Source organism: Marinobacter shunpengi, from assembly GCF_045449695.1.
Lineage (GTDB): Bacteria > Pseudomonadota > Gammaproteobacteria > Pseudomonadales > Oleiphilaceae > Marinobacter.
Map to the genome: position 1 here is coordinate 49,739 of NZ_JBJJKZ010000013.1, position 21,446 is coordinate 71,184.

The following is a 21,446-nucleotide window of genomic DNA, read 5'->3' on the forward strand; positions in this document are numbered from 1 at the left end:
CCTTTTGCCCCTTGATCCAAAACAGTCAGGGATCTCCCACTGCCGTGGCAGCCAGGGATTCCCCCTTTCAGGTAACACAGAATGATCCGTATCCCCGCTCGTATTGCCGAAGAACTCGGTGTCCGTGAACAACAGGTAAACGCCACTATTGCCCTGCTGGACGAAGGCGCCACCGTGCCTTTCATCGCCCGCTACCGTAAGGAGGTGACGGGCGCCCTGGATGACAGCCAGTTGCGTAACCTGGAGGAGCGCCTGAGGTACCTGCGGGAGCTGGAGGAGCGCCGGGATACCATCCTCAAGAGCATCGACGAGCAGGGTAAACTGACCGATGAGCTCAAGGCGGCCATTGATGAGGCGGACACCAAGAACCGCCTGGAAGATCTCTACCTGCCCTACAAGCCCAAGCGCCGCACCAAGGCCCAGATTGCCCGCGAGGCGGGGCTGGAACCCCTGGCGGATACCCTGTACGACGATCCGACCCAGGATCCGGAGGCGGTGGCCGCCGGTTACCTCAACCCGGAAGCCGGCGTGGAAGACACCAAGGCCGCCCTGGAAGGTGCCCGCAATATCCTGATGGAACGTTTCGCCGAGGATGCCGAACTGCTGGGCCGGCTGCGGGATTACCTGTGGAACGACGGTGAGCTGAAAGTCTCCGTTATCGAGGGTAAGGAGAGCGAGGGGGCCAAGTTCCGGGACTACTTCGACCACCGGGAACCCCTCAAGAAGATGCCGTCCCACCGGGCCCTGGCCGTGCTCCGGGGCCGCAACGAGGGCATCCTCACCTACGGTATCGCCGTGGAGGGAGAAAGCGAGGATCGCCGCGTGCCGCATCCGGCGGAAGCGAAGATTGCCGCCCACTGGCACATCCGCGACAACGGTCGCCCGGCGGACCGCTGGCTGGCAGAGGTGGTGCGCTGGACCTGGCGGGTCAAGCTGTCCACCCAACTGGAAACCGATCTGATGGCCCAGGTGCGCGAAGCCGCCGAAGCCGAGGCCATCCAGGTGTTCGCCAATAACCTGAAAGACCTGCTCCTGCTGGCTCCCGCCGGCCCGCGGGCCACCCTGGGCCTGGACCCGGGGCTGCGTACCGGGGTCAAGGTGGCCATCATCGACGGTACCGGGCAGGTAGCGGGGCATGGCGCCATCTATCCCCACGCCCCGAAGAATCAGTGGGACCCGTCCATCGAGCAGATGGCGAAATGGTGCCGCAAGTACAACATAGAGCTGGTGGCCATCGGCAACGGCACCGCCTCCCGGGAAACCGAGAAGCTGGTGGCGGACCTGTGCAAACGTTACCCGGAGCTGAAGCTCAACCGCATTGTGGTCAGTGAATCCGGTGCCTCGATCTATTCCGCCTCCGAGTTCGCCTCCCGTGAACTGCCGGACCTGGACGTGACCATCCGCGGTGCCGTGTCCATCGCCCGCCGCCTGCAGGACCCGCTGGCGGAACTGGTCAAGATCGAGCCCAAGTCCATCGGCGTGGGTCAGTACCAGCACGATGTCTCCCAGGTGCAACTGGCCCGCAGCCTGGACGCGGTGGTGGAAGACTGTGTCAACGGCGTCGGGGTGGACCTGAACACCGCCTCCGCACCACTGCTGGCCCGGGTATCCGGCCTTAATCCCGGCACCGCCGAGAACATCATTGATTTCCGCAGTCGCAACGGTGGCTTCCGCAGCCGCCAGCAGTTGCTGGAGGTGCCGCGCCTGGGGCCGAAGACCTTCGAGCAGGCCGCCGGCTTCCTGCGGATCAGCCAGGGGGAGAACCCGCTGGACCGGTCCGCCGTGCATCCGGAAGCCTACGGCGTGGTGGAAGCCATTGCCGCGAGGAACAACCGTAAGGTGGCCGACCTGGTCGGTGATGTCAGCTTCCTGCGTTCCCTGGATCCGAATGATTACGTGACCGACCAGTTCGGTGTTCCCACCATCCGCGATATCATCGCGGAGCTGGAGAAGCCGGGTCGGGACCCGCGTCCGGAGTTCCGTTTTGCCAGTTTCCAGGAAGGGGTGGAAACCCTGAACGACCTGAAGCCGGGCATGACCCTGGAAGGCTCGGTAACCAACGTCACCAATTTCGGGGCGTTCGTGGATATCGGTGTCCACCAGGACGGCCTGGTGCATATCTCGGCCCTGTCCCATGACTTCGTCAAGGACCCCCGCGAGGTGGTCAAGGCTGGCGATATCGTCAAGGTCAAGGTGATGGAAGTGGATATCCCCCGCAAGCGCATTGGCCTGTCCATGCGGCTGGATGACAAGCCTGGCGAGAGCAACCGGCCGCAACGGGGGCAGGGCGACCGCAAGCCGAGGCAGGCCGGCAACCGCCAGAATGGTCGCGGCAAGCCGCAGCAACAGCCCCAGGGAGCCATGGCCGGTGCGCTGGCACAGGCACTGGCGTCAGCCAAGGACAAGCGCTGACTATCAAGCGCTAACTATTGAGTTGGGGGCAATTGCCCCCATATGCCCTGAAGCTTCCGAAAACGTCCTGGGCCCATCAAATGGTCCGGGCCCTTTCCAGAAGCTCCGAAACGTTGTCCGGAACGGCAAGCAGGCCGTTTACCTGGTGATCAGAGGAGTCAACCATGGGTGCATCACGCCAGGCGCTGTTTTCACAGCTGACGGCCAGTGACTGGGACGGTTTCCTGAAGGGAGCCGAGAAGGAAGGACTGCGGGTTGACCGCAACGGGTTTATCGCCCAGACGCCGCACCCTGAAGCACTGGGCTCGGCGCTGACCCACCCCCGCATTACCACCGACTATTCCGAGTCGTTGCTGGAGCTGATCACGCCGGTGTGTCGCAGCACCGAAGAGATGCTGGCCTCGCTGCGGGATATTCACTGGTTCGTGCACCAGCACCTGGGGGACGAGGTGCTCTGGTCCGCCAGCATGCCCTGTGGCCTGGACGGCGATCCCAGCATTCCCATTGCCGAGTATGGCAGCTCCCATATCGGCCAGCTCAAGCACGTCTACCGTCAGGGCCTGGCGGTGCGTTACGGTCGCATGATGCAGAGCATCGCCGGGGCCCACTACAACCTGTCGCTGCCGGACAGCTTCTGGCAGACTTGGCAGGATGTTCTGGAAAACCGCCAGTCTCTCAAGGACTTCAAGTCGGACCAGTACTTCTGGCTGATCCGCAACTTCCGCCGCCAAAGCTGGCTATTGATGCTGCTCTTCGGCGCCTCTCCGGCCCTGGATGCCAGCTTCGTGAGGGACGTGAAGCACCAGCTCGCGCCCCTGGGTAACGACTCCTGGTTCGGTCGCCATGCCACTTCCCTGCGCATGGGGGACCTGGGGTACCACAACAATGCCCAGTCGTCCCTGAACATCTGTTTCAACGAACTGAAGACCTACACCGAGACCCTGGACCGGGCCATCCACACCGACTGGCCGGAATACCAGAAGATCGGTACCCGCCGGGGCGACCAGTTCATCCAGATCAACACCAGCATCCTCCAGATCGAGAACGAGTATTACAGTGCCGTGCGGCCCAAGCGCACCACGGAGCGGGGGGAGAAGCCCATCCAGGCCCTGGATACCCGGGGCGTGGAATACATCGAGGTGCGCTGCCTGGACCTGGACCCGTTCTCGCCCGTGGGTCTGAATGCCCCCCAGGTGGATTTCCTGGACCTGTTCCTGCTGGGCTGCCTGCTCAAGGACAGCCCGCGCATTGGTGACGCCGAGTGCGAGCGGCTGGACGACAACTACAAGGATGTGGTCAACGAGGGCCGTAATCCGGAGCTGCGGATCAATCGTTGTGATCGCTCAACACCCATCATGGCGGCGGCCGCCGAGGCCCTGGACGAACTGCAGTGGCTGGCGGAAAAGCTTGATCACTGGCAGGGGGGCAAGGTGTACCGGGAAGCCCTGGACGTCCAGCGCCAGAAGCTGGAACAGCCGGCACTGCTGCCATCGGCCCGGGTCCTGGGCGCCATGGAAGAGACCGGGCAGGGGCACCGGGAATGGACCCTCGCGCTGTCCGCCGGGCACCAGAAGTCGCTGCGGGATGCAGTGCCGGACGAGCAGGTCAGGGCGGAATTCGAGCGCATGACCCGGGCCTCCCTGGACGACCAGCGGGCCATGGAGCGGGAGGATACCGGCACGTTTGCCGGATTCCTGGAGAACTATCTGGCTAGTTGACGGTCCCAGTTGCCGTTAGCGTCTCTGAATCACAAAAGACGTGAACAGTACGTCCACGATCTCCTCGCCGGTCTGCTGGTCTGCGAGCACCTGGTTCAGACGCTTGAGGGCTTCCTGCCGCACGGCACTCTGGCCCTCGGTGCTGGCCAGTGTGTCGAGGTCGGCCTGTTCGCCAAAAAGGATGACCAGTTCATGGCGCAGGCGCGGCATGTGGGTTTCAATGGCATCCCTGGCGGTTTCGGTACCAACCCGAAGGCTGACCTCGGCCTTGAGGTAGGCAGGGCTCTCAGTGGGTTCGCCAACATGGGTGACGAACGGTGGTGTCATTTCCACGTACTCGGTGAAGGACTCTGTGGTGGCTTCATCCCCATCCGCGGGTTCATCGGCGGCCAGGGCCGGGAATGACAGGGCACAGGTCAGCAGCAGGGTTGTCCAGAGGGCAAAGGGTCGATTCATCATCGGCGTTCTTGGTTCACTTTAATTGGAAGTCTGGTCCGCAGAATAGCAGGCCCCGCCGGTTGATGCAGCCATTGGCGGGCGCGGAACCGGTCTTTGACAGGAGGAAGGAGTTGTATGCGCAGGTTGGTGTTTCTCTTTGCGTTCCTGGTGTCCGCCGGGCTGCTGGCTGTGGCCTTCTATATGGAATATGTCATGGGCCTGGAGCCCTGCCCCCTGTGCTGGCTGCAGCGTTTTGCGTTCATGGCGGTGGCAGCGGTGAGCCTGGTCGCGGTGGTCCATAATCCCGGCGACATAGGCGGTCGACTCTACGGTTTTCTGCTGGCCCTGTCGGCGGGGGCGGGGATTGGTCTGGCCAGCCGCCAGTTGTGGCTCCAGAGCCTGCCGGCGGACCAGGTGCCTGCCTGTGGCGGATCCGTGGATTTCATGTTGGAGATGTTCCCGCTGATGGATGTTCTGGCCATGGCGATCAAGGGTACCGGCGACTGCGCCAAGGTGGCGTGGACCTTCCTGGGCATCAGCATCCCGGGGTGGACCGCGATGTTCTTCACCCTGATCGTGGTGGCCTCCCTGGGCATCCTGTTCGGCCTGATCAGGGTGGGTTCCACCGCCCGCTGATCCATGCTGCCAGGCTAGGTACCAGCGCCCCGCCACACCCGCGGGGCGTTGTCGTTTATGGCGTGTTTTTTGATGCTTGCCCGGCTGATCGGAATTGGGGTAACTTGGTTCACGTGGACACGGGACACTACGTCAACATCGGCTGTACAGGCCAATAATAAATCTGCCCGGGAGGCACCATGTTAGACAATTGCCGCGACGCGAAGGAACGCTGGGGAGGCGTCCATCAGCTGATTGACCGCTGGTTGAAGGAGCGCCAGGAACTGCTGGTCCATTACTGTGACCTTTCGGATACGGCCAGGAGTACACCATCCGAGGACCTGGGCAACAAGCTTGAGCGGCTTTGCGAGATCCTGGTGGACTACACCTCGGCGGGGCATTTCGAGGTCTACGAGCAGTTAATCCAGGAAGCCAGGGAATTTGACGATGGCGGCATTGAACTGGCCGGTCGAGTCTATCCCCGCATCAGCGAGACCACCGAGGTGGTACTGGACTTCAACGAGCGGGTGGACGGCAAGCGGCCTTCCGAGTCGGAAATGGATGATCTGATGGCGGAGCTGTCCCGGCTGGGCGAGGCCCTGGAGACCCGTTTCGAGCTGGAGGACTTCCTGATTGAGCACCTGCACAATGTTCATGCCGGCAAGGTGCCGTCCTCGGCCTGACCGTGTTGACCGTGACCGGATAGTTGACCGGACGGGACAGCGAACATAAAAAAGGGGCAGCGTTCTTCGCTGCCCCTTTTTTGTATCTTCAATCCCGTGCGGATTACTCCGCGGCTGCTTCCGGGTTGACTTCCAGCAGTTCCACATCAAATACCAGTGTTTCGTTGGGGCCGATGCTCATGTTGCCGCCGGGGCCATAGGCCAGGTCGGAGGGAATGTAGAGTTTGTAGCGACTGCCTTCGCTCATCAGCTGCAGCCCTTCGGTCCAGCCCTCGATGACCTGGTTGAGGCGGAAGGTGACCGGGTCGCCCCGTTCACGGGAGCTGTCGAACACCTCGCCGGAAAGCAACTCGCCGGTGTAGTGAACTTTCACTTCATCCTCAGGGGTGGGCTTTTCACCATCGCCTTCTTCCAGTACCTCGTACTGCAGCCCGGAGTCGGTGGTCATGACCTCCTCCCGCTCGGCATTCTCCGCCAGGAAGGCTTCGCCTTTCTCCAGATTGTCGGTGGCGGCCTGATCCATTTCCTGCTGCTGTTTTGCCTGCAGCTCCTGCTGGTAGGCCATCATGGCCTGCTGGATCTCTTCCCGACTGAGACGGGGCTCGCCCTCGCCGGAGTGACCCTGGCGGAAGCCTTCGATGAACTGGTCCAGCTCCAGGTCAGGCAGGTCGTTCTTCATGCGTTCGGCGAATACCATGCCCATGCCGTAGCTGACTTTCTCGCCGTTGGTTTCCAGCGGCGCCTGGGTGACTTCCGGCGTCTGGGTGCCTGCCGAGCATCCGGCAAGAATACCGGCAACAGAGAGGGCGATAAGCGATTTCTTCATGATGGTTCCTGTCGCAGTGGTTGTGTTGTCTGAAGAGTCATAACGAAGGCCAAAGGTAACCCCTTTAAGGCTTTGATACCACTGACGGTGTCTTAATCCTGAAACCGGTCGGGGCGGCTTGTGGGAATATCAGCTACCGTTCTCCGGATAATGGGGTTCCAGGGCAAACGGGGCGGAGTAGGGGGACGTCAGGTCTTCTTCCGCCGGATCCGGGCTGTCGGGGGTGACCGGCTGGGTTTTCCGGCCGGACTCGATCGCGAGGGTATACCAGGGCCCTTCCTTCGGGGGCTGGTCGGCGTAGTGCCAGCTGCCATCGTCATCCTGCCACTTGAAGACAATGTCGGGCCCCTCCGGCACCACCGGTGCCGGCACCAGTTCCTCGAAGGACGGCATGGCCCTGGATTGCCTGGGTTCCTCGGGCTTTTCGGGGGCGGACTCAGGTGCCCTGACACCGTATACGATCAGCGCCACCAACAGACCCAGTGCGGGAAAGGCAAGCCGGATCAGCCAGCGGGTCATGGCTCCGTACTCCCTGGTGGCTGACTTTGCCCGGCGGGAACGGTGCCTATAAGCTTTGCCAGTTGTCTGATCATGGGCTCCGTCATGCTGTTGATGCTGCCGTTGGTTGCCGGGGCTGCCTGCCGGAGGTTGGACTCCGTTATCGAATGCCCCGGGCGGGTTCTGTCGGCAGGGTCGCTGTCCCGCAGGGCCTGCCATGCCCGGTAGAGTTCGATGCGCTCGGCCTCCAGTTCGGCCCTGGCCAGGCTCTCCCTCAGGGGGGCGAGCAGACTATCCGATTTGCCCAGGGATTTCTTCAGGCTTCGTATCGACTCCGTCACATTCCGGCGCCACTGTTGAAGCGACTCGGGCTCGGCACCGGAGTAGTGTCGCCCCTGGCGGGCCATCCAGCCCGCACAGAGCAGCCGGGTCACACTCCAGCCCTGTTCCTGCAGTTGCAGACAGAGGTCGCGGGCGGCGTCCTGTTGCCAGAGTGCAAGGGCAAAGCGCCAGAGCGGCGTGTCTGTCCCCGCTGTCGTGTCATGGTCGTCGTTCTCTGGCATTCTTTGCTCGTCGTTGGTCGGGCTGGTGTCCCGCAGTAGGTCAACGAATTCACTAAACGGAACGCTAGGACGTTATAATCCCGCGATGCTTACGATAACCAATCTCAGTTTACAACGCGGCGGTGTCTGGTTGCTAGACTCCACCAGCGTCACGATTCAGCCCGGCCAGCGTGCTGCCATTGTGGGTGCCAACGGCGCCGGCAAATCCAGTCTGTTCCAGCTTTTATTGGGGCAATTGAGTCCCGAGCAGGGGGAGGCAAGCCTGCCCGGGGGCTGCCGGATTGCCCATATGGCCCAGGAGGTGGAAGCTTCTCCCCGCAGTGCCCGGGATTTCGTGCTTGACGGCGACACCCGCCTGCGGGAGCTGGAGGCGGAACTGGCGCAGGCCGAGGCCAACGGCGATGACCTCGCCATGGCTCGGATTCACGGTGACCTGGACCTGCACGAAGCCTGGTCCGCGTCCCGGCGGGCCGAAGCCCTGATCCGCGGGCTGGGTTTTGCCGACGGGGATGCCGACCGCCCGGTGGCCTCCTTCTCCGGCGGCTGGCGGATCCGCCTGAACCTGGCCCAGGCCCTGATGAAGCCATCGGACCTGTTGCTGCTGGACGAACCCACCAACCACCTGGACCTGGACGCCTGCCTGTGGCTGGAGAACTGGCTGGCGGGTTATTCCGGTACCCTGCTGTTTATCTCCCACGACCGGGATTTCATGGACCGGGTGGCCACCCAGGTGATCCACTTCGATCGCAACAAGCTGGTGCAGTACACCGGTAACTACTCCGCCTTCGAGGACCAGCGCCGGGAGCGCCTGGCCCAGCAGCAGGCCAACTACGAGAAGCAGCAGGCCCGGGTGGCGGAGATCCAGCGCTTTATCGACCGTTTCCGGGCCAAGGCCACCAAGGCCCGGCAGGCCCAGAGCCGGGTCAAGGCCCTGGAGCGTATGGAGCAGATTGCGCCGGCCCATATCGACTCGCCCTTCAGCTTTACCTTCCCGGTGGCGGACAAGGTGTCCAACCCGTTGCTGGCCATCCGCAATGGCCAGGCTGGTCATGGAGAGGCGGTGATCCTGACGGGGCTGAACCTGACCCTGCTGCCTGGCAGCCGTATCGGCCTGCTGGGCCCCAATGGTGCCGGCAAGTCCACACTGATGGATGCCCTGCGGGGGGAAGCTACCCTGCTGGGCGGCGAGCGCACCGGCGGTGAGCACCTGGCCATCGGTTACTTTGCCCAGCACCAGCTCGAATCCCTGGACCTGGATGCCAGCCCGTTCCTGCACCTGCAGCGTCTGTCGCCGAGGGCCTCCGAGCAGAGCATCCGCAACTTCCTGGGGGGCTTTGATTTCCACGGTGATGAGGCCCTGTCGCCGATCCATTCCTTCTCCGGGGGCGAGAAGGCCCGGGTCGCCCTGGCGGTGATTGCCTGGCAGAAACCCAACCTGTTGCTGCTGGACGAGCCCACCAACCATCTGGATCTGGAGATGCGCCAGGCCCTGACCATGGCGCTGCAGAACTTTGACGGTGCCATGGTGGTGGTCTCCCACGACCGTCACCTGCTGCGGAACACGGTGGACGAGTTCTGGCTGGTGAACGATGGCTCGGTTACCGCTTATGAGGGTGATCTGGAGGATTACGAACGCTGGCTGGCGGACCGCCGTAAGGACGACGACCAGCCGCCGCGACGGGACAGTCAGGCCACGGTCATGGCCGCCGGTGCGGGACTCACCGCCGACCAGCGCAAGGCCCGCAAGCGGGAGCAGGCGGAACTGAGGCAACAACTCAGTCCCTGGAGGAAACAACTCGCCCGGGCAGAAAAGACCATGGAAACCAGCCAGGCCAGGCTGGCGGAGCTGGAGCAGGCGCTGTCCGACGCCTCCCTCTATGAGGAGACCAGCAAGGGCCGCCTCAGGGAGCTGCTGGCGGAGCAGGCCTCCACCAGGGCGGCCCTGGAAGAAGCGGAAGCCACCTGGCTGGAAACCGGTGAAAAGCTGGAGGAGTTGGAGGCCCAGCTCGAACGGTAACTCGCAGGGCGTGTGTCAGCGGGTCTGGATGACCAGGTCAAAGCCCTGTCGGGCGAGGTATTCCCGCTCGTTTTCGAAGTCCGCCAGGGTCAGCGGGCGCTCACTCAGCCAGTCTTCCTCGAAGGTGAGCTGCAAGCGTTTCCCGGAGGCCTGGGCCACAACCACCGGTGGGGCATCGTAGTTGCGTGCGTGTTGCAGCAGGACACCCAGGCGGACAAGCACGCACAGGCGTTTGAGTCGGGTGGCGTCGTCCGGGGAGAAATCCTCGAAGATCGAGGCGTTGAACTTGCGGCGGTGGCCGCGCACCAGGGTGGCCAGCTCCAGTTGGAATTGCTGGGTGAAGCCGGGCAGGTCGGAATAGCGCAACAGGTAGGCGCCATGCTTGTGGTACTGGCTGTGGGAAATGGTCAGGCCGATCTCGTGGAGCCGGGAGGCCCAGCGCAGCAGTTCCTCGTCCGCGAGCGTGTCGATATCCCAGTCCCGGCACACCGATTGCCAGAGGGCAATGGCGGAGGCTTCCACCGCCTCGCCGTGGCGCTGGTCCAGGTGATATCGCTCCTGCAGGGCGGTGATGGTGCGTTCCCGCACATCCTCGTGCTGGATCCGGCCCAGGATGTCGTACAGCAGGCCCTCCCGCAGGGCTCCGTCGGCGTACGTCATGCTTTCGATACCCAGGGATTCGAACGCCGCCAGCAGAATGGCGAAGCCCGCTGGAAAGATGCTCTGGCGATCGGTGCGGACGCCCAGGTCCGCCAGCCGTCGCACATGGCCCATGTCGATCAGCCGCCGGCGAAGCTCCCGCATGCTCTTGAGGTCGATCTGTCCGTCGGTGATGCGCAGGTTGGACAGTACGCTGGCCACCGCCTTGATGGAGCCGGACGAGCCCACCGAGCTGTGCCAGCCCAGTTCCCGGTAACGGGAGCGGATGTTGAGCAGTTCCTGGGAAGCGTGGGTGACCGCCTGGTCCATCTGCCGGCGGCTGATCTTGCCGTCCGGGAAGTAGCGGTTGCGGAAGGACACACAGCCCATGTGAAGGCTTTCCAGGGCCTGGGTCTCGAAGCGCTCACCGATGATGAACTCGGTACTGCCGCCGCCGATGTCCACCACCAGCCGTCGCCCGGTATCATCGGACAGGGTGTGGGACACCCCCAGGTAGATCAGCCGCGCCTCTTCCCGGCCGGCAATGATCTCCACCGGGTAGCCCAGTACCTCCTCGGCCCGGGCGATAAACGAACTGGCATTGCGGGCCACCCTCAGGGCATTGGTGCCGACAATCTGCACCGCTTCCTGGGGCATGCCGCTGAGGCGCTGGGCAAACCGGCTCAGGCAGTCCAGGGCCCGTTGTTGTGCGTCTTCGGTGAGGTAGTTGTTCTCATCCAGTCCGGCACCAAGCTGGACCTTCTCGCCCATTTTCTCGAGGGTGCGTATTTCTCCGTGGACCTGACGGGCAACAACCATGTGGAAGCTGTTGGAGCCCATATCGATGGCTGCAAGCAGCTCGGGAGGATTGGCATTGTCTGAAGCCGTCACGTGTCTTGAAATCCTATTGCCAGCCTGTTTAGTGTCCCGTCTGGGTAATTCGTTAGCCTCAGTGGCTCAGTAGGTTGACGAATTACCCAGACGGGACACTAGTCGGCATTGCCCGTGGAACGTCGCTGCCGGTACTATAAGCGAAACGCGACGGGCCTGTCAGTAACGGGTAGTGACTCATACCTATACGCTTGCCAGAGCTTCACAGGTGGAGGAGAAATCGCGTAAAGTAATGAGCAACGTCATTTCATAACAGCCAACGTTTTATTCGCGGCGGTGTTGCCACCGTCAAAAGATCCAGAGCATCGGGCCGAGTCCTTCCCCTGGCTGGTGGGAGCCCGATGAAAGCACAGGAAACAGCAATGAGCGGAAATATCGTAAACGTAACCGACGATTCCTTTGACCAGGACGTTCTGGGCGCCGACACCCCCGTACTGGTGGACTACTGGGCGGAATGGTGTGGCCCGTGCAAGATGATTGCGCCGGTACTGGAAGAAATTGCCGAGGAGTATGAGGGCAAGCTCAAGGTCTGCAAGCTGAACATCGACGAGAACGAGCAGACGCCGCCCAAGTTCAACATCCGGGGCATTCCCACCCTGATGCTGTTCAAGAACGGCAACGTGGATGCCACCAAGGTGGGCGCGCTGTCCAAGAGCCAACTGGCCGCCTTCCTGGACAGCAACCTCTGATCGGTTGCTGGTCCCCGTGTACCGTCCGGTGAATTCGTGGATTTTCCGGACCGGACACCAGGCCGCCCCTGGACGTCAGGTTCACGGGCGGTTTTTTTATGGCTGACGGAAACCGCGCACCCCGCATCGCCGGCCTGATCCTGGCCGGTGGCGAAGGCCGCCGTATGGGTGGTGTCGACAAGGGCCTGGTGGACTGGGGGGGCCGTCCACTGGTGGCCTGGGTGCTGGATGCCATGGCGCCGGTCGTCTCGCCAGTATGGATTAGCGCCAACCGGTCCTTGGAACCGTACCGTCACTACAGTCCCCAACTGGTCAGCGACCCGGAAGCGTTCCGGTGGCAGGGCCCCCTGGCCGGTTTGCTGGCGGGCCTGCGGGCTGCGGCGGAAGAGGGCGCCGATGCCGTGCTGGTGTCACCCTGCGATACCCCCAACGTGACTACCGACTTTTTCCGCCAGCTCCTGGGCGCCTACCGCAACAACCCCGGCGAACCGGTTATTGCCCAGTGCGGGGGCCGACAGCACCCGTTACACGGTGTCTACCCGGTCACCCTGGTGCCGATGCTGGAGCAGAGACTGGAAAACGGCGAGAGAAAGGTCATGGCCTTTGCCGAAGCGGCGGGTGCAAAACCGGTTATGGTCGGGCCGGAAGTGCTGCTGGATAACATCAACCGGCTGGAAAGCTGAAAGCAATATCACTAAACCAGAGATAACCAGCGAGCTGACCGGTCCCGGGGTGGGGAGGTCTTTCTGCCGGGAAAAGGTGTCTGAGCGAAGCGAGTTCTTTTCCCAGAAGAAAGGCCTCCCCGCCCCAGGATCAGCCCCCAAAGTCGGAAGGCTACGAGGACCAACGATCCCCAAGCTGAACATCCGCATCCTTCTGCTCCACCCAATGCTCACCCTCCTCGGTCAGTTCCTTCTTCCAGAAGGGCGCACTGGTCTTGAGGATATCCATCAGGAACTGGCAGGCGGCAAAGGCGTCTTCCCGGTGGGCGCTGGCGACCCCCACGAACACAATCTGGTCCGTCAGTTTCAGGGTGCCGACCCGGTGGATGACCCTTACGGACCGCAGGTTCCACCGCTCCCGTGCCTGGCGAATCAGGTCTTCGATAACCTGCTCGGTCATGCCGGGGTAGTGTTCCAGATACAGGCCGGTCACCCCGCTCAGGTCGCCGCTGTCCCGCACCAGCCCGGTAAAGGTGGCAATGGCGCCGGTACCGGCGCCGCTGTTACGCAGTCGGGCATATTCCTCTGATGGATCAAAGTCTGCTTCGCCTACGCGTACCTCATCGCCCATGATCAGCCCCCTGTCACCGGCGGGAAGAAGGCCACCTCGTCCCCGGGGTGCACCGGGGTCCGCGGGTTGGCTATGGTCTGGTTCACGGCAATCATCACCGGCTGACCATCCACCAGTTGTTGCCAGGGGCCACCTCGACCGGCCAGTTGCGCCAGCAGGTCGCCGGCGGTCTGGGCACCGGTGCAGGGCAGGGTTTCGCAGTCGGTATCCAGCTCTTCCCGAAGACGCGCAAAGAAACGGATGGTGAGGGTATCGTCGGCCATGGTGCTACCCGAGCAGTTCGCTGAATGAGTAATAGTGAATGATATCACCCGTGGCAATGGTGGTGTTCTCGGGTACCACCGCCAGGCCATCGCCCCAGCAGGCGGAGCTGAGCACCCCGGAACTCTGGTTGGGGTAGGCGGTGATGGTTACGCCCTTGTCGCCCGGTTCTTTTCGTGCCCTCATGAATTCCCGGCGAATGGACGGTTTATCCACCGGGAAGGCGGCTGGCAGCGGCTCGCCCAGGGGGCGGTAACGGTGGTTACCCTGGCACCGGCGGATATAGGGCATGCCCGCCACCAGGAAGGTCACCAGTACGGCGGCGGGATTGCCGGGCAAGCCCAGTACCGGTGTGCCGCCGATGGTCCCGAAGGCCAGGGGCTTACCAGGCTTGATGGCCAGCCGCCACAGGGACAGTTCGCCGGCCTCTTCCAGTACGGCACGGACATGGTCCTCCTCACCCACGGATACGCCACCGCTGGTGATAATGAGATCGGCCTTGTCCGCCGCGGCCTCCAGGCTGGCGCGGGTGGCCTCCCGGCGATCCCGGAGCGTTTCGCAAAGGGTGACCTCGCAGCCGGCTGCCTCCAGCAGGCCGTTCAGGGTGAAGCGATTGGTGTTGTAGATCTGGCCGGGTTGGAGCGGGCGGCCCGGTTCCACCAGTTCATCACCGGTGGAGAACACCGCCACTTTCAGGCGACGCAGTACCGTGACCTCGCCGATACCCATGGACCCCAGCAGCCCCATTTCCTGCGGGCGGATCGGTGTGCCGGCACTCAGGGCAATGGCTCCCTTCGACAGGTCCTGCCCCTGGCGACGGATATTCTGGCCAGTCTCTACCTCGGCCGTAATCGCGATACCGCCATCCTTCGACTCAGTCCGCTCCTGCATCACCACGGAATCCGCCCCGGCCGGGATCTCCGAGCCGGTAAAGATGCGCACCGCCGTATCGGGCTCCAGTACACCGGGTGCTTCCCCGGCGGCTACCCGGGCGGACACGGGAAGTACCGTATTCGCGGACAGGTCCGCAGCGCGTACGGCGTATCCGTCCACCGCACTGTTGTCCGCCGGAGGGACATCCGCCGGCACGGTGATATCTTCAGCGAGCACGCGGCCCAGGGTCCGGTGCAGGGGCAGGGTCTGGGTTTCCGTCACTGTACGGGCCCGGGCCATCAGGTGGTCCAGGGCGTCGTCGAGGGACGTCAGGTTCTGGCCTGCCATCAGTGCTGCGCCCTGTCGCCGATCTTTTCGTCAACCCGGTGCAGGGGGCGGTCCGGCTTACGTTGTACCAGTGCCGAGAAATTGCATGGTCCGTGGCGGCTGTCCAGTTGCGTACTGAGGATGCCTTCCCAGCCAGTGCGACAGGCACCGGTGGAGCCTGGCAGGCAGAAGATCACGGTGTGGTTGGCCAGGCCGCCGAAAGCCCGGGACTGGATGGTGGAGGTGCCGATATCCTGCTGGGACAGGCGCCGGAACTCCTCGCCAAAGCCGTCGATGGTCTTGTCCAGCAGTGGCGCCACCGCTTCCGGGGTGCTGTCGCGTTCATGGAAGCCGGTGCCGCCGGTAATGATAATGGCATGGATCGCCGGGTCGGCAATCCAGCGGGCCATCAGGGCCCGTACCAGGTAGATGTCGTCGGGCAGCAGGCGCCGGGCCGCCAGCCGGTGCCCCGTCTCCAGCAACTGATCCTCCAGGTACTGCCCGGAGGTGTCCTCGCCCGGGCCCCGGGTGTCGGATACGGTCAGCAGGGCAATATTGAGAGGGGTCAGGTCACCGGTGGGTGTGCTGCTCATGGCGATCTCCGCGTCGAAAACTGTCTGTATGTGCCAAATAGGATGATGCACTACAGTATCCGTATTGGCGCCGGGCAAGGGAAGGGAATACCCCAACAGGAATAGGGGGCACGCGGGGTGCCACCGGGAATTCGTCGGGAATCAGGCGCCAAAGTTCAAAAACTGTTGAAAAACTGGTTGGTGGCACTTGACACGGGTGCGGGGTCTGGACGATTATCCTGTTTGCCTGGCGAACGGTTGTTCTCCCTGTCCCTGGCCTCAATACTTTTCCGGATTCCATCACTACCGGTTGCTCCATCTGGCCAGCATCAATATTTACTAGCGTTTTCTGATCAATCCGTTCAGGGGCTTCCCTGTCATCCCAACTATCGCTTACTTCCATTCCTGAAAATCAACAAACTATGAATCTTACTGAACTCAAGCAGAAGTCCATGCCCGAATTGCTCGATATTGCGCAGGAAATGGGCCTGGAAAACCTCGCCCGTTCGCGCAAGCAGGACGTGATTTTCACGATCCTGAAGAAGCATGCGAAGAGCGGCGAGGACATATACGGCGACGGCGTACTGGAAATCCTGCAGGACGGCTTCGGCTTCCTCCGGTCCGCTGATGCATCCTACCTGGCGGGCCCGGACGACATCTACGTGTCCCCGAGTCAGATCCGCCGCTTCAACCTCCGTACCGGCGACACCATCGCCGGCAAGATCCGGCCTCCGAAGGACGGCGAACGCTACTTCGCGTTGCTCAAGGTCAATGAGATCAACTTCGACAAGCCGGACAACGCCCGCAACAAGATTCTGTTTGAAAACCTGACGCCGCTGTTCCCGGAAGAGCGACTGATGCTCGAGGCGGGCAACGGCAGCACCGAAGACCTGACGTCCCGCGTGCTGGATCTGGTGGCCCCCATCGGCAAGGGCCAGCGCGGTCTGATTGTCTCCCCGCCCAAGGCCGGTAAGACGCTGCTGATGCAGGGCATTGCCCAGTCCATCACCCGTAACAACCCCGAGTGCCATGTGATGGTGCTGCTCATTGACGAGCGTCCGGAGGAAGTGACGGAGATGCAGCGTACCGTCCGTGGTGAAGTGATCGCCTCCACCTTCGACGAGCCGCCGGCCCGTCATGTGCAGGTGGCGGAAATGGTCATCGAGAAAGCCAAGCGCCTGGTGGAGCACAAGAAGGATGTGGTTATCCTGCTGGACTCCATCACCCGTCTGGCCCGGGCCTACAACACCGTGATTCCGTCCTCCGGCAAGGTGCTGACCGGTGGTGTGGACGCCCACGCCCTGGAAAAGCCCAAGCGCTTCTTCGGTGCTGCCCGTAACGTGGAAGAGGGTGGCAGCCTGACCATCCTGGCCACGGCGCTGGTGAATACCGGTTCCAAGATGGACGAGGTGATCTACGAGGAATTCAAGGGCACCGGTAACATGGAGGTGCACCTGGATCGCAAGATTGCCGAGAAGCGGGTTTACCCGGCCCTCAATATCCGTAGCTCCGGTACTCGCCGCGAAGACCTGCTGATGAGCGAAGCCGACATCCAGCGAATCTGGATCCTGCGTAAGCTGCTGCATTCCATGGACGACGACACCGCCGCCATCGAGTTCCTGCTGGACAAGCTCAAGGACACCAAGACCAACGACGAGTTCTTCCAGTCCATGAAGCGTCGCTGATCCCGGTCAGTGTGGGGGCTCCAGGCGCAGGAACTTGTGAGAGGGCCAGCACCGGGGAGCCCCTCCCCGGACACGCCGTTAATACGTCCCTGTAGGCTCGGTTTTGCCATCCATGGCAAAATTTAACGGTCCGGGGAGGGGCTCCCCGGCACTGGCCACCAGCCCTATACGCGCACCTGTATTCAGGCAGTTGCTCGAGGTTTGCAGAACAAGCCGTCCCCCATCTTGTTCCATACTCCGCAATCAGCAGGCGCGACCGTACCAGAACCGGCTGACATCGCGGTGAGCAACCAACGGAGCCCGGCATGAAGTACAATGACCTGAGAGACTTCATCACCCAGTTGGAACAAATGGGTGAGCTGAAGCGTATTTCCGCCGAGGTGGACCCCCACCTGGAAATGACCGAAATTTGCGACCGTACCCTGCGGGCCGGCGGTCCGGCACTGTTGTTTGAAAACCCGAAGGGCTATGACATGCCGGTGCTGGGCAACCTGTTCGGCACGCCCAAACGGGTGGCCATGGGCATGGGACAGGATAGTGTCACCGCGCTGCGGGACATCGGCAAACTGCTGGCCTACCTCAAGGAACCGGATCCCCCCAAGGGCTTCCGGGACGCCATCGAGAAGCTGCCCCTGTTCCGGCAGGTCATGCGGATGAACCCCAAGGTCCTGCGCTCCGCACCCTGCCAGGACGTGGTGATCGACAAGGACGACGTGGACCTGTCCACCATTCCGGTCCAGCAATGCTGGCCCGGGGATGCCGGTCCGCTGATCACCTGGCCCCTGGTGATCAGCCGCGGCCCCCACAAGGAACGGCAGAACCTGGGCATCTACCGGCAGCAGGTGATCGGAAGGAACCGCCTGATCATGCGCTGGCTCAGTCATCGCGGCGGCGCCTTGGACTTCCAGGAGTGGCAGCGGGCCCATCCGGGGGAACCCTTCCCCATCGCGGTGGCATTGGGTGCCGATCCGGCCACCATCCTGGGGGCGGTCACGCCGGTGCCGGACACCCTGTCGGAATACGCCTTTGCCGGGCTGCTTCGGGGCGGGCGCACGGAGCTGGTCAAGGCCGGCCTGAGTGACCTGCAGGTGCCCGCCAGTGCCGAGATTGTACTGGAAGGTTTTATCTATCCGGATGATACCGCGCCGGAAGGCCCCTTCGGCGACCACACCGGTTACTACAACGAAGTGGAGCAGTTCCCGGTGTTCACCGTGGAGCGAATCACCCATCGCAAGGACCCGATCTACCACAGCACCTACACTGGTCGGCCACCGGATGAGCCGGCCATCCTGGGCGTGGCGCTGAACGAAGTGTTCATTCCGATCCTGCAGAAGCAGTTCCCGGAAATCGTCGATTTCTACCTGCCGCCGGAAGGTTGCTCTTACCGGCTGGCGGTGGTGACCATGAAAAAACAGTATCCCGGCCACGCCAAGCGGGTGATGATGGGCGTGTGGTCCTTCCTGCGACAGTTCATGTACACCAAGTTCGTGATCGTGACCGATGACGACGTCAACGCCCGGGACTGGCACGACGTGATCTGGGCGATGACCACCCGCATGGACCCGCTGCGGGACACCACCATGGTGGAGAACACTCCCATCGACTACCTGGATTTTGCCTCGCCGGTATCGGGGCTGGGGTCCAAGATGGGGCTGGATGCCACCAGCAAATGGCCCGGTGAGACCGACCGGGAGTGGGGTACGCCCATCACCATGGACGACGAGGTGAAGCGCCGGGTGGACGAAAAGTGGGACAGCCTGGGGATTGAACTTCCCGGTCACCGCCCCGACTGATATGGCCACGGGTGTAAAACAGGCGCTACTGCAGCCCGCCGGATTGTCCTTTGACTGTCATTCCGCCGACGATCTGCTGACCGCCGCCGCCCGGGCCGGCATTGCCGTACCCGCCTCGTGCCGCAATGGTGTGTGTGAAATCTGCGAGGCTCGCCTGCTCTCGGGCAGCGCCCTCAATACCCGAAACCAACAGACCATCATGGTCGGTGAATCCCTGATGATGTGCCGCACCAAGGCACTCACCGACCTGGAACTGGAGATAGACGCCGTTATGGCCGCTGGACAGAACCCGCCCAAGACCTTTCAGGCCAAAGTCGCCGATGTACGTGCCATCAGTCACGATGTCTATCGTGTGGAGCTGCAACTGAACCGTCGCCGGGAGCTTTCCTTCCACGCCGGCCAGTATCTTTCCGTCAACCTGCCGGATACTGATCCCTGCTACTTTTCCATTGCCAGCAGCCCCCTGGCCCAGGCCGTCGAGCTGCATATCCAGGCGACGCCGGAGTGGGTCTCGGCCCAGAAGGTGATCGATGCCCTGATCCAGGGGCCGGAAGTGACGGTGGAGATGCCCCACGGCAAGGCCTGCCTGGCGGCCGCCCCCGAGAAGCCCCTGCTGTTCGTGGCGGCCGGCACTGGCTTTGCCCAGGTCAAGAGCATGGTGGACTACCTCCGCGAGACCCGTTTTGACCAGCCCGTGGCCCTGTACTGGGGCGTGCGCCGGCCAGAAGACATGTACCTGCGGGAACTGGCGGAAACCTGGCAGCGGGAGTGGGAGCCCTTCACCTTTGTGCCGGTGGTGGGGGATGACGAGGACAACGACTGGAGTGGCCACCATGACCAGTTGGTGGATGCGGTGCTGCGTTCCGGCTTCGACTGGCGGAACGTCCAGGTCATGGCCAGCGGCTCACCGGTCATGGTCTATACCCTGATGGATGCACTGGTGGGAGCTGGGTTGCCCGAAGGCGACTTCCATTCCGATGTGCTGGAGTACGCCCCTCGCTAGTGTCCCTTAACCTAAGTTCGCAGCATTTCAGAGGCTGTGTCAGGCGCTACTACTAGGCGCGTTCCGCCGCCGGCCCGTGCTGGTCGTGAAGGTGACTGGCCAGCGCCACGCCAGTCTCGTTCATGGTCAGGAAGGCCTCGTCGGCGCCGGCCTCGCGGATCTTCTCCGCTTCCTCCACAAAGCCGGTGTGTGCCACCACATGGCCGGTAAAGCCTTTCTTGCGCAGCATCCGTGCGGCAATGAGCTTGCCCTCCAGATCGCTCATGGCAAGGATTACCCCTTCCAGTTTCGGCATGTGCAGCCCCTCCCAGAAGGTGACATCCTCAGCGTCCGAAAACACCACGTTGCGCCCTTCGGCCGCATGCTTTTCGGCCTTGGCCGGGTCCGAGTCCAGCCCCATCACGTCCGGCTCGTATCGGGCCAGCTCGTCATAGGCGGCGGTACCGGTACGCCCCATACCCATCACCAGGAAACGGGTATTACCCAGTGAAATGGGTTGTTCGTCGGGATGGCGACGACTGCCCTCCAGTGGTGTCAGGCGATGAGCCAGGCGCTCGTAGATCGGGTGGGCCAGGCGATTGAGCGGGGCCGACACAATAAACGAGATGGAGACGGCAATGGCCAGTGGGACCAGCCAATCCGGCAGGGCCACGCTGGCGACGATCAGCCCGAACTCGCTGTAGTTGGTCAGTGCCAGGCTGGAAAGGAAGCTGCTGCGGGAGCGCAGCCGGAACAGCAGCAACACGAAGAAGAACAGGATGCCCTTGAGTGGCAGCACCAGGGTGGCCAGCAGGGCATAGCCCAGGGCTGTGCCATCCGGCAGGCCGGCGATGCCGATCTGCAGGAAGAACCCCACCAGGAAGACCTCCTTCACGCTCCACAGGGACTTGGACAACTCCTGGGCGCGGGGATGGCTGGCCAGCATGGCGCCAAAGATCAGCGCGCCCAGCTCCGAGCTCAGGCCGACCGCTTCGAAGCCGAGGCCACCGATGACCAGCGCCAGCAGCAGCCCCAGCAGGACCAGCAGCTCGTCATGGCCGCTGACGTCCAGCAGGCGGTGAAGGAAAGGTCGCAGCAGGGGGAGCCCGAACACCACCAATGCCCAGGCGGAGGGCGTTTTGCCCGCCGCCACGCTCATTACTGCCAGGGCGATCAGGTCCTGCATAATCAGGATGCCGATAGCGACGCGACCGTGGAAAGCCCTTAACTCCCGCTTTGCCTCCAGTACCTTGGCTGCGAGCACCGTGCTCGAGAACGACAGGGCGATGGCCAGCAGGATAGCGGTTTTCCAGTCGAGCCCGGCGATGTAGTAGAGCCCGGGTGCGAAGATGGTGCAGGTAATACCAAAGTGCAGCAGGCTGCCACCAATGACTTCCGGGCTGATGACAGACTTGAGCTTCAGCTTGAGGCCCACGGTGAAAAGCAGCAGCAGGACACCCAGGTGTGCGATATGAGCCAGGACGTCCGTGTCCTCCACCACCAGGGGAGTGAATTCCGACAGACCGCTGAGCACGAAGCCGGCCGCCAGGTAGCCCACCAGGGGTGGCAGGCCGATGCCCTTGACGAGCAGGCCCAGTGAAAAGGCAAAAGTGATCCAGAGGGCTTCTGACATGTAAAGGAAGGGTCCTGACTGAAAACTGGGCAGTGACT

At 62.7% G+C, this 21,446-nt stretch carries 20 protein-coding genes; 10 read left to right on the forward strand and 10 right to left on the reverse strand.

Annotation, left to right across the window (positions count from 1 at the left end; translation table 11 throughout):
* The first annotated feature begins 81 nt into the window (after positions 1-81).
* Positions 82-2,412, forward strand: a complete 2,331-nt coding sequence (locus ACJO2E_RS09500; protein WP_406963642.1) for a Tex family protein — start codon at positions 82-84, stop codon at positions 2,410-2,412.
* Positions 2,413-2,576: 164 nt separating this feature from the next.
* Positions 2,577-4,130, forward strand: a complete 1,554-nt coding sequence (gshA, locus tag ACJO2E_RS09505) for a glutamate--cysteine ligase (protein WP_406963643.1) — start codon at positions 2,577-2,579, stop codon at positions 4,128-4,130.
* Positions 4,131-4,145: 15 nt separating this feature from the next.
* On the opposite strand, the gene ACJO2E_RS09510 is transcribed toward gshA, so the two are convergent.
* A complete protein-coding gene (locus ACJO2E_RS09510) occupies positions 4,146-4,589 on the reverse strand; it encodes a flagellar basal body-associated FliL family protein (RefSeq protein WP_406963644.1) in 444 nt (147 codons plus the stop codon).
* Positions 4,590-4,703: 114 nt separating this feature from the next.
* Between ACJO2E_RS09510 and ACJO2E_RS09515 the strand changes: the two genes are divergently transcribed.
* The gene (locus tag ACJO2E_RS09515; RefSeq protein WP_406963645.1) at positions 4,704-5,204 is read left to right on the forward strand and encodes a disulfide bond formation protein B; all 501 of its coding nucleotides are present in this window, start codon (positions 4,704-4,706) and stop codon (positions 5,202-5,204) included.
* A 179-nt stretch (positions 5,205-5,383) separates the two neighbouring features.
* Positions 5,384-5,866, forward strand: a complete 483-nt coding sequence (gene rsd / locus ACJO2E_RS09520) for a sigma D regulator (RefSeq protein ID WP_406963646.1) — start codon at positions 5,384-5,386, stop codon at positions 5,864-5,866.
* Positions 5,867-5,969: 103 nt separating this feature from the next.
* Here the strand turns inward: rsd and bamJ are convergent, their stop codons facing one another.
* The 3 genes from bamJ to ACJO2E_RS09535 form a co-directional block, all read right to left on the reverse strand.
* Positions 5,970-6,692 carry a BamJ family beta-barrel-assembly machinery protein gene (gene bamJ, locus ACJO2E_RS09525; protein WP_406963647.1) on the reverse strand — a complete coding sequence of 241 codons (723 nt, stop codon included), beginning with the start codon at positions 6,690-6,692 and terminating at the stop codon, positions 5,970-5,972.
* Between the two features lie 129 nt (positions 6,693-6,821).
* Positions 6,822-7,211, reverse strand: a complete 390-nt coding sequence (locus ACJO2E_RS09530) for a DUF4124 domain-containing protein (RefSeq protein WP_406963648.1) — start codon at positions 7,209-7,211, stop codon at positions 6,822-6,824.
* Entirely contained in the window at positions 7,208-7,753 is a 546-nt protein-coding gene (locus ACJO2E_RS09535) for a DUF2390 domain-containing protein (RefSeq protein ID WP_406963649.1), read from the reverse strand. Before ACJO2E_RS09535 ends, ACJO2E_RS09530 begins: the two co-directional genes overlap by 4 nt.
* Positions 7,754-7,838: 85 nt before the next feature.
* Here ACJO2E_RS09535 and ACJO2E_RS09540 point away from each other — a divergent pair, with 85 nt between their 5' ends.
* Positions 7,839-9,770, forward strand: coding sequence for an ATP-binding cassette domain-containing protein (locus ACJO2E_RS09540; protein ID WP_406963650.1), 1,932 nt, complete (start codon positions 7,839-7,841; stop codon positions 9,768-9,770).
* 15 nt (positions 9,771-9,785) lie between these two features.
* Here ACJO2E_RS09540 and ppx read toward each other — a convergent pair whose 3' ends face one another.
* Positions 9,786-11,300: an exopolyphosphatase gene (gene ppx, locus ACJO2E_RS09545; RefSeq protein WP_406963651.1), complete on the reverse strand. Its 1,515-nt coding sequence runs from the start codon at positions 11,298-11,300 to the stop codon at positions 9,786-9,788.
* A 362-nt stretch (positions 11,301-11,662) separates the two neighbouring features.
* Between ppx and trxA the strand changes: the two genes are divergently transcribed.
* Together trxA and mobA are read left to right on the forward strand one after the other, a co-directional pair.
* On the forward strand, positions 11,663-11,989 hold the full coding sequence (gene trxA / locus ACJO2E_RS09550) for a thioredoxin TrxA (RefSeq protein WP_328187483.1): 327 nt from the start codon (positions 11,663-11,665) through the stop codon (positions 11,987-11,989).
* Between the two features lie 98 nt (positions 11,990-12,087).
* Entirely contained in the window at positions 12,088-12,672 is a 585-nt protein-coding gene (mobA, locus tag ACJO2E_RS09555; RefSeq protein WP_406963652.1) for a molybdenum cofactor guanylyltransferase MobA, read from the forward strand.
* 151 nt (positions 12,673-12,823) lie between these two features.
* Here the strand turns inward: mobA and moaE are convergent, their stop codons facing one another.
* From moaE to moaB, 4 genes are read right to left on the reverse strand one after another with little or no spacing between them, the layout of a single operon-like run.
* Complete coding sequence (gene moaE / locus ACJO2E_RS09560) at positions 12,824-13,282, reverse strand: molybdopterin synthase catalytic subunit MoaE (RefSeq protein WP_406963653.1); 459 nt, start codon at positions 13,280-13,282, stop codon at positions 12,824-12,826.
* Between the two features lie 2 nt (positions 13,283-13,284).
* A complete protein-coding gene (moaD, locus tag ACJO2E_RS09565; protein ID WP_406963654.1) occupies positions 13,285-13,545 on the reverse strand; it encodes a molybdopterin converting factor subunit 1 in 261 nt (86 codons plus the stop codon).
* A gap of 4 nt (positions 13,546-13,549) precedes the next feature.
* On the reverse strand, positions 13,550-14,764 hold the full coding sequence (locus ACJO2E_RS09570) for a molybdopterin molybdotransferase MoeA (protein ID WP_406963655.1): 1,215 nt from the start codon (positions 14,762-14,764) through the stop codon (positions 13,550-13,552).
* Positions 14,764-15,336, reverse strand: a complete 573-nt coding sequence (moaB, locus tag ACJO2E_RS09575; RefSeq protein WP_406963656.1) for a molybdenum cofactor biosynthesis protein B — start codon at positions 15,334-15,336, stop codon at positions 14,764-14,766. Before moaB ends, ACJO2E_RS09570 begins: the two co-directional genes overlap by 1 nt.
* A 401-nt stretch (positions 15,337-15,737) precedes the next feature.
* On the opposite strand from moaB, the gene rho reads away from it, so the two are divergent.
* From rho to ACJO2E_RS09590, 3 genes are all read left to right on the forward strand, one after another.
* Positions 15,738-17,000, forward strand: a complete 1,263-nt coding sequence (rho, locus tag ACJO2E_RS09580; protein ID WP_328187491.1) for a transcription termination factor Rho — start codon at positions 15,738-15,740, stop codon at positions 16,998-17,000.
* A gap of 305 nt (positions 17,001-17,305) precedes the next feature.
* The gene (gene ubiD / locus ACJO2E_RS09585) at positions 17,306-18,793 is read left to right on the forward strand and encodes a 4-hydroxy-3-polyprenylbenzoate decarboxylase (protein ID WP_406963657.1); all 1,488 of its coding nucleotides are present in this window, start codon (positions 17,306-17,308) and stop codon (positions 18,791-18,793) included.
* Between the two features lies 1 nt (position 18,794).
* Entirely contained in the window at positions 18,795-19,796 is a 1,002-nt protein-coding gene (locus ACJO2E_RS09590; RefSeq protein ID WP_406963658.1) for a 2Fe-2S iron-sulfur cluster-binding protein, read from the forward strand.
* A 52-nt stretch (positions 19,797-19,848) separates the two neighbouring features.
* Here ACJO2E_RS09590 and ACJO2E_RS09595 read toward each other — a convergent pair whose 3' ends face one another.
* On the reverse strand, positions 19,849-21,408 hold the full coding sequence (locus ACJO2E_RS09595; protein WP_406963659.1) for a cation:proton antiporter domain-containing protein: 1,560 nt from the start codon (positions 21,406-21,408) through the stop codon (positions 19,849-19,851).
* Between the last annotated feature and the right edge of the window lie 38 nt (positions 21,409-21,446).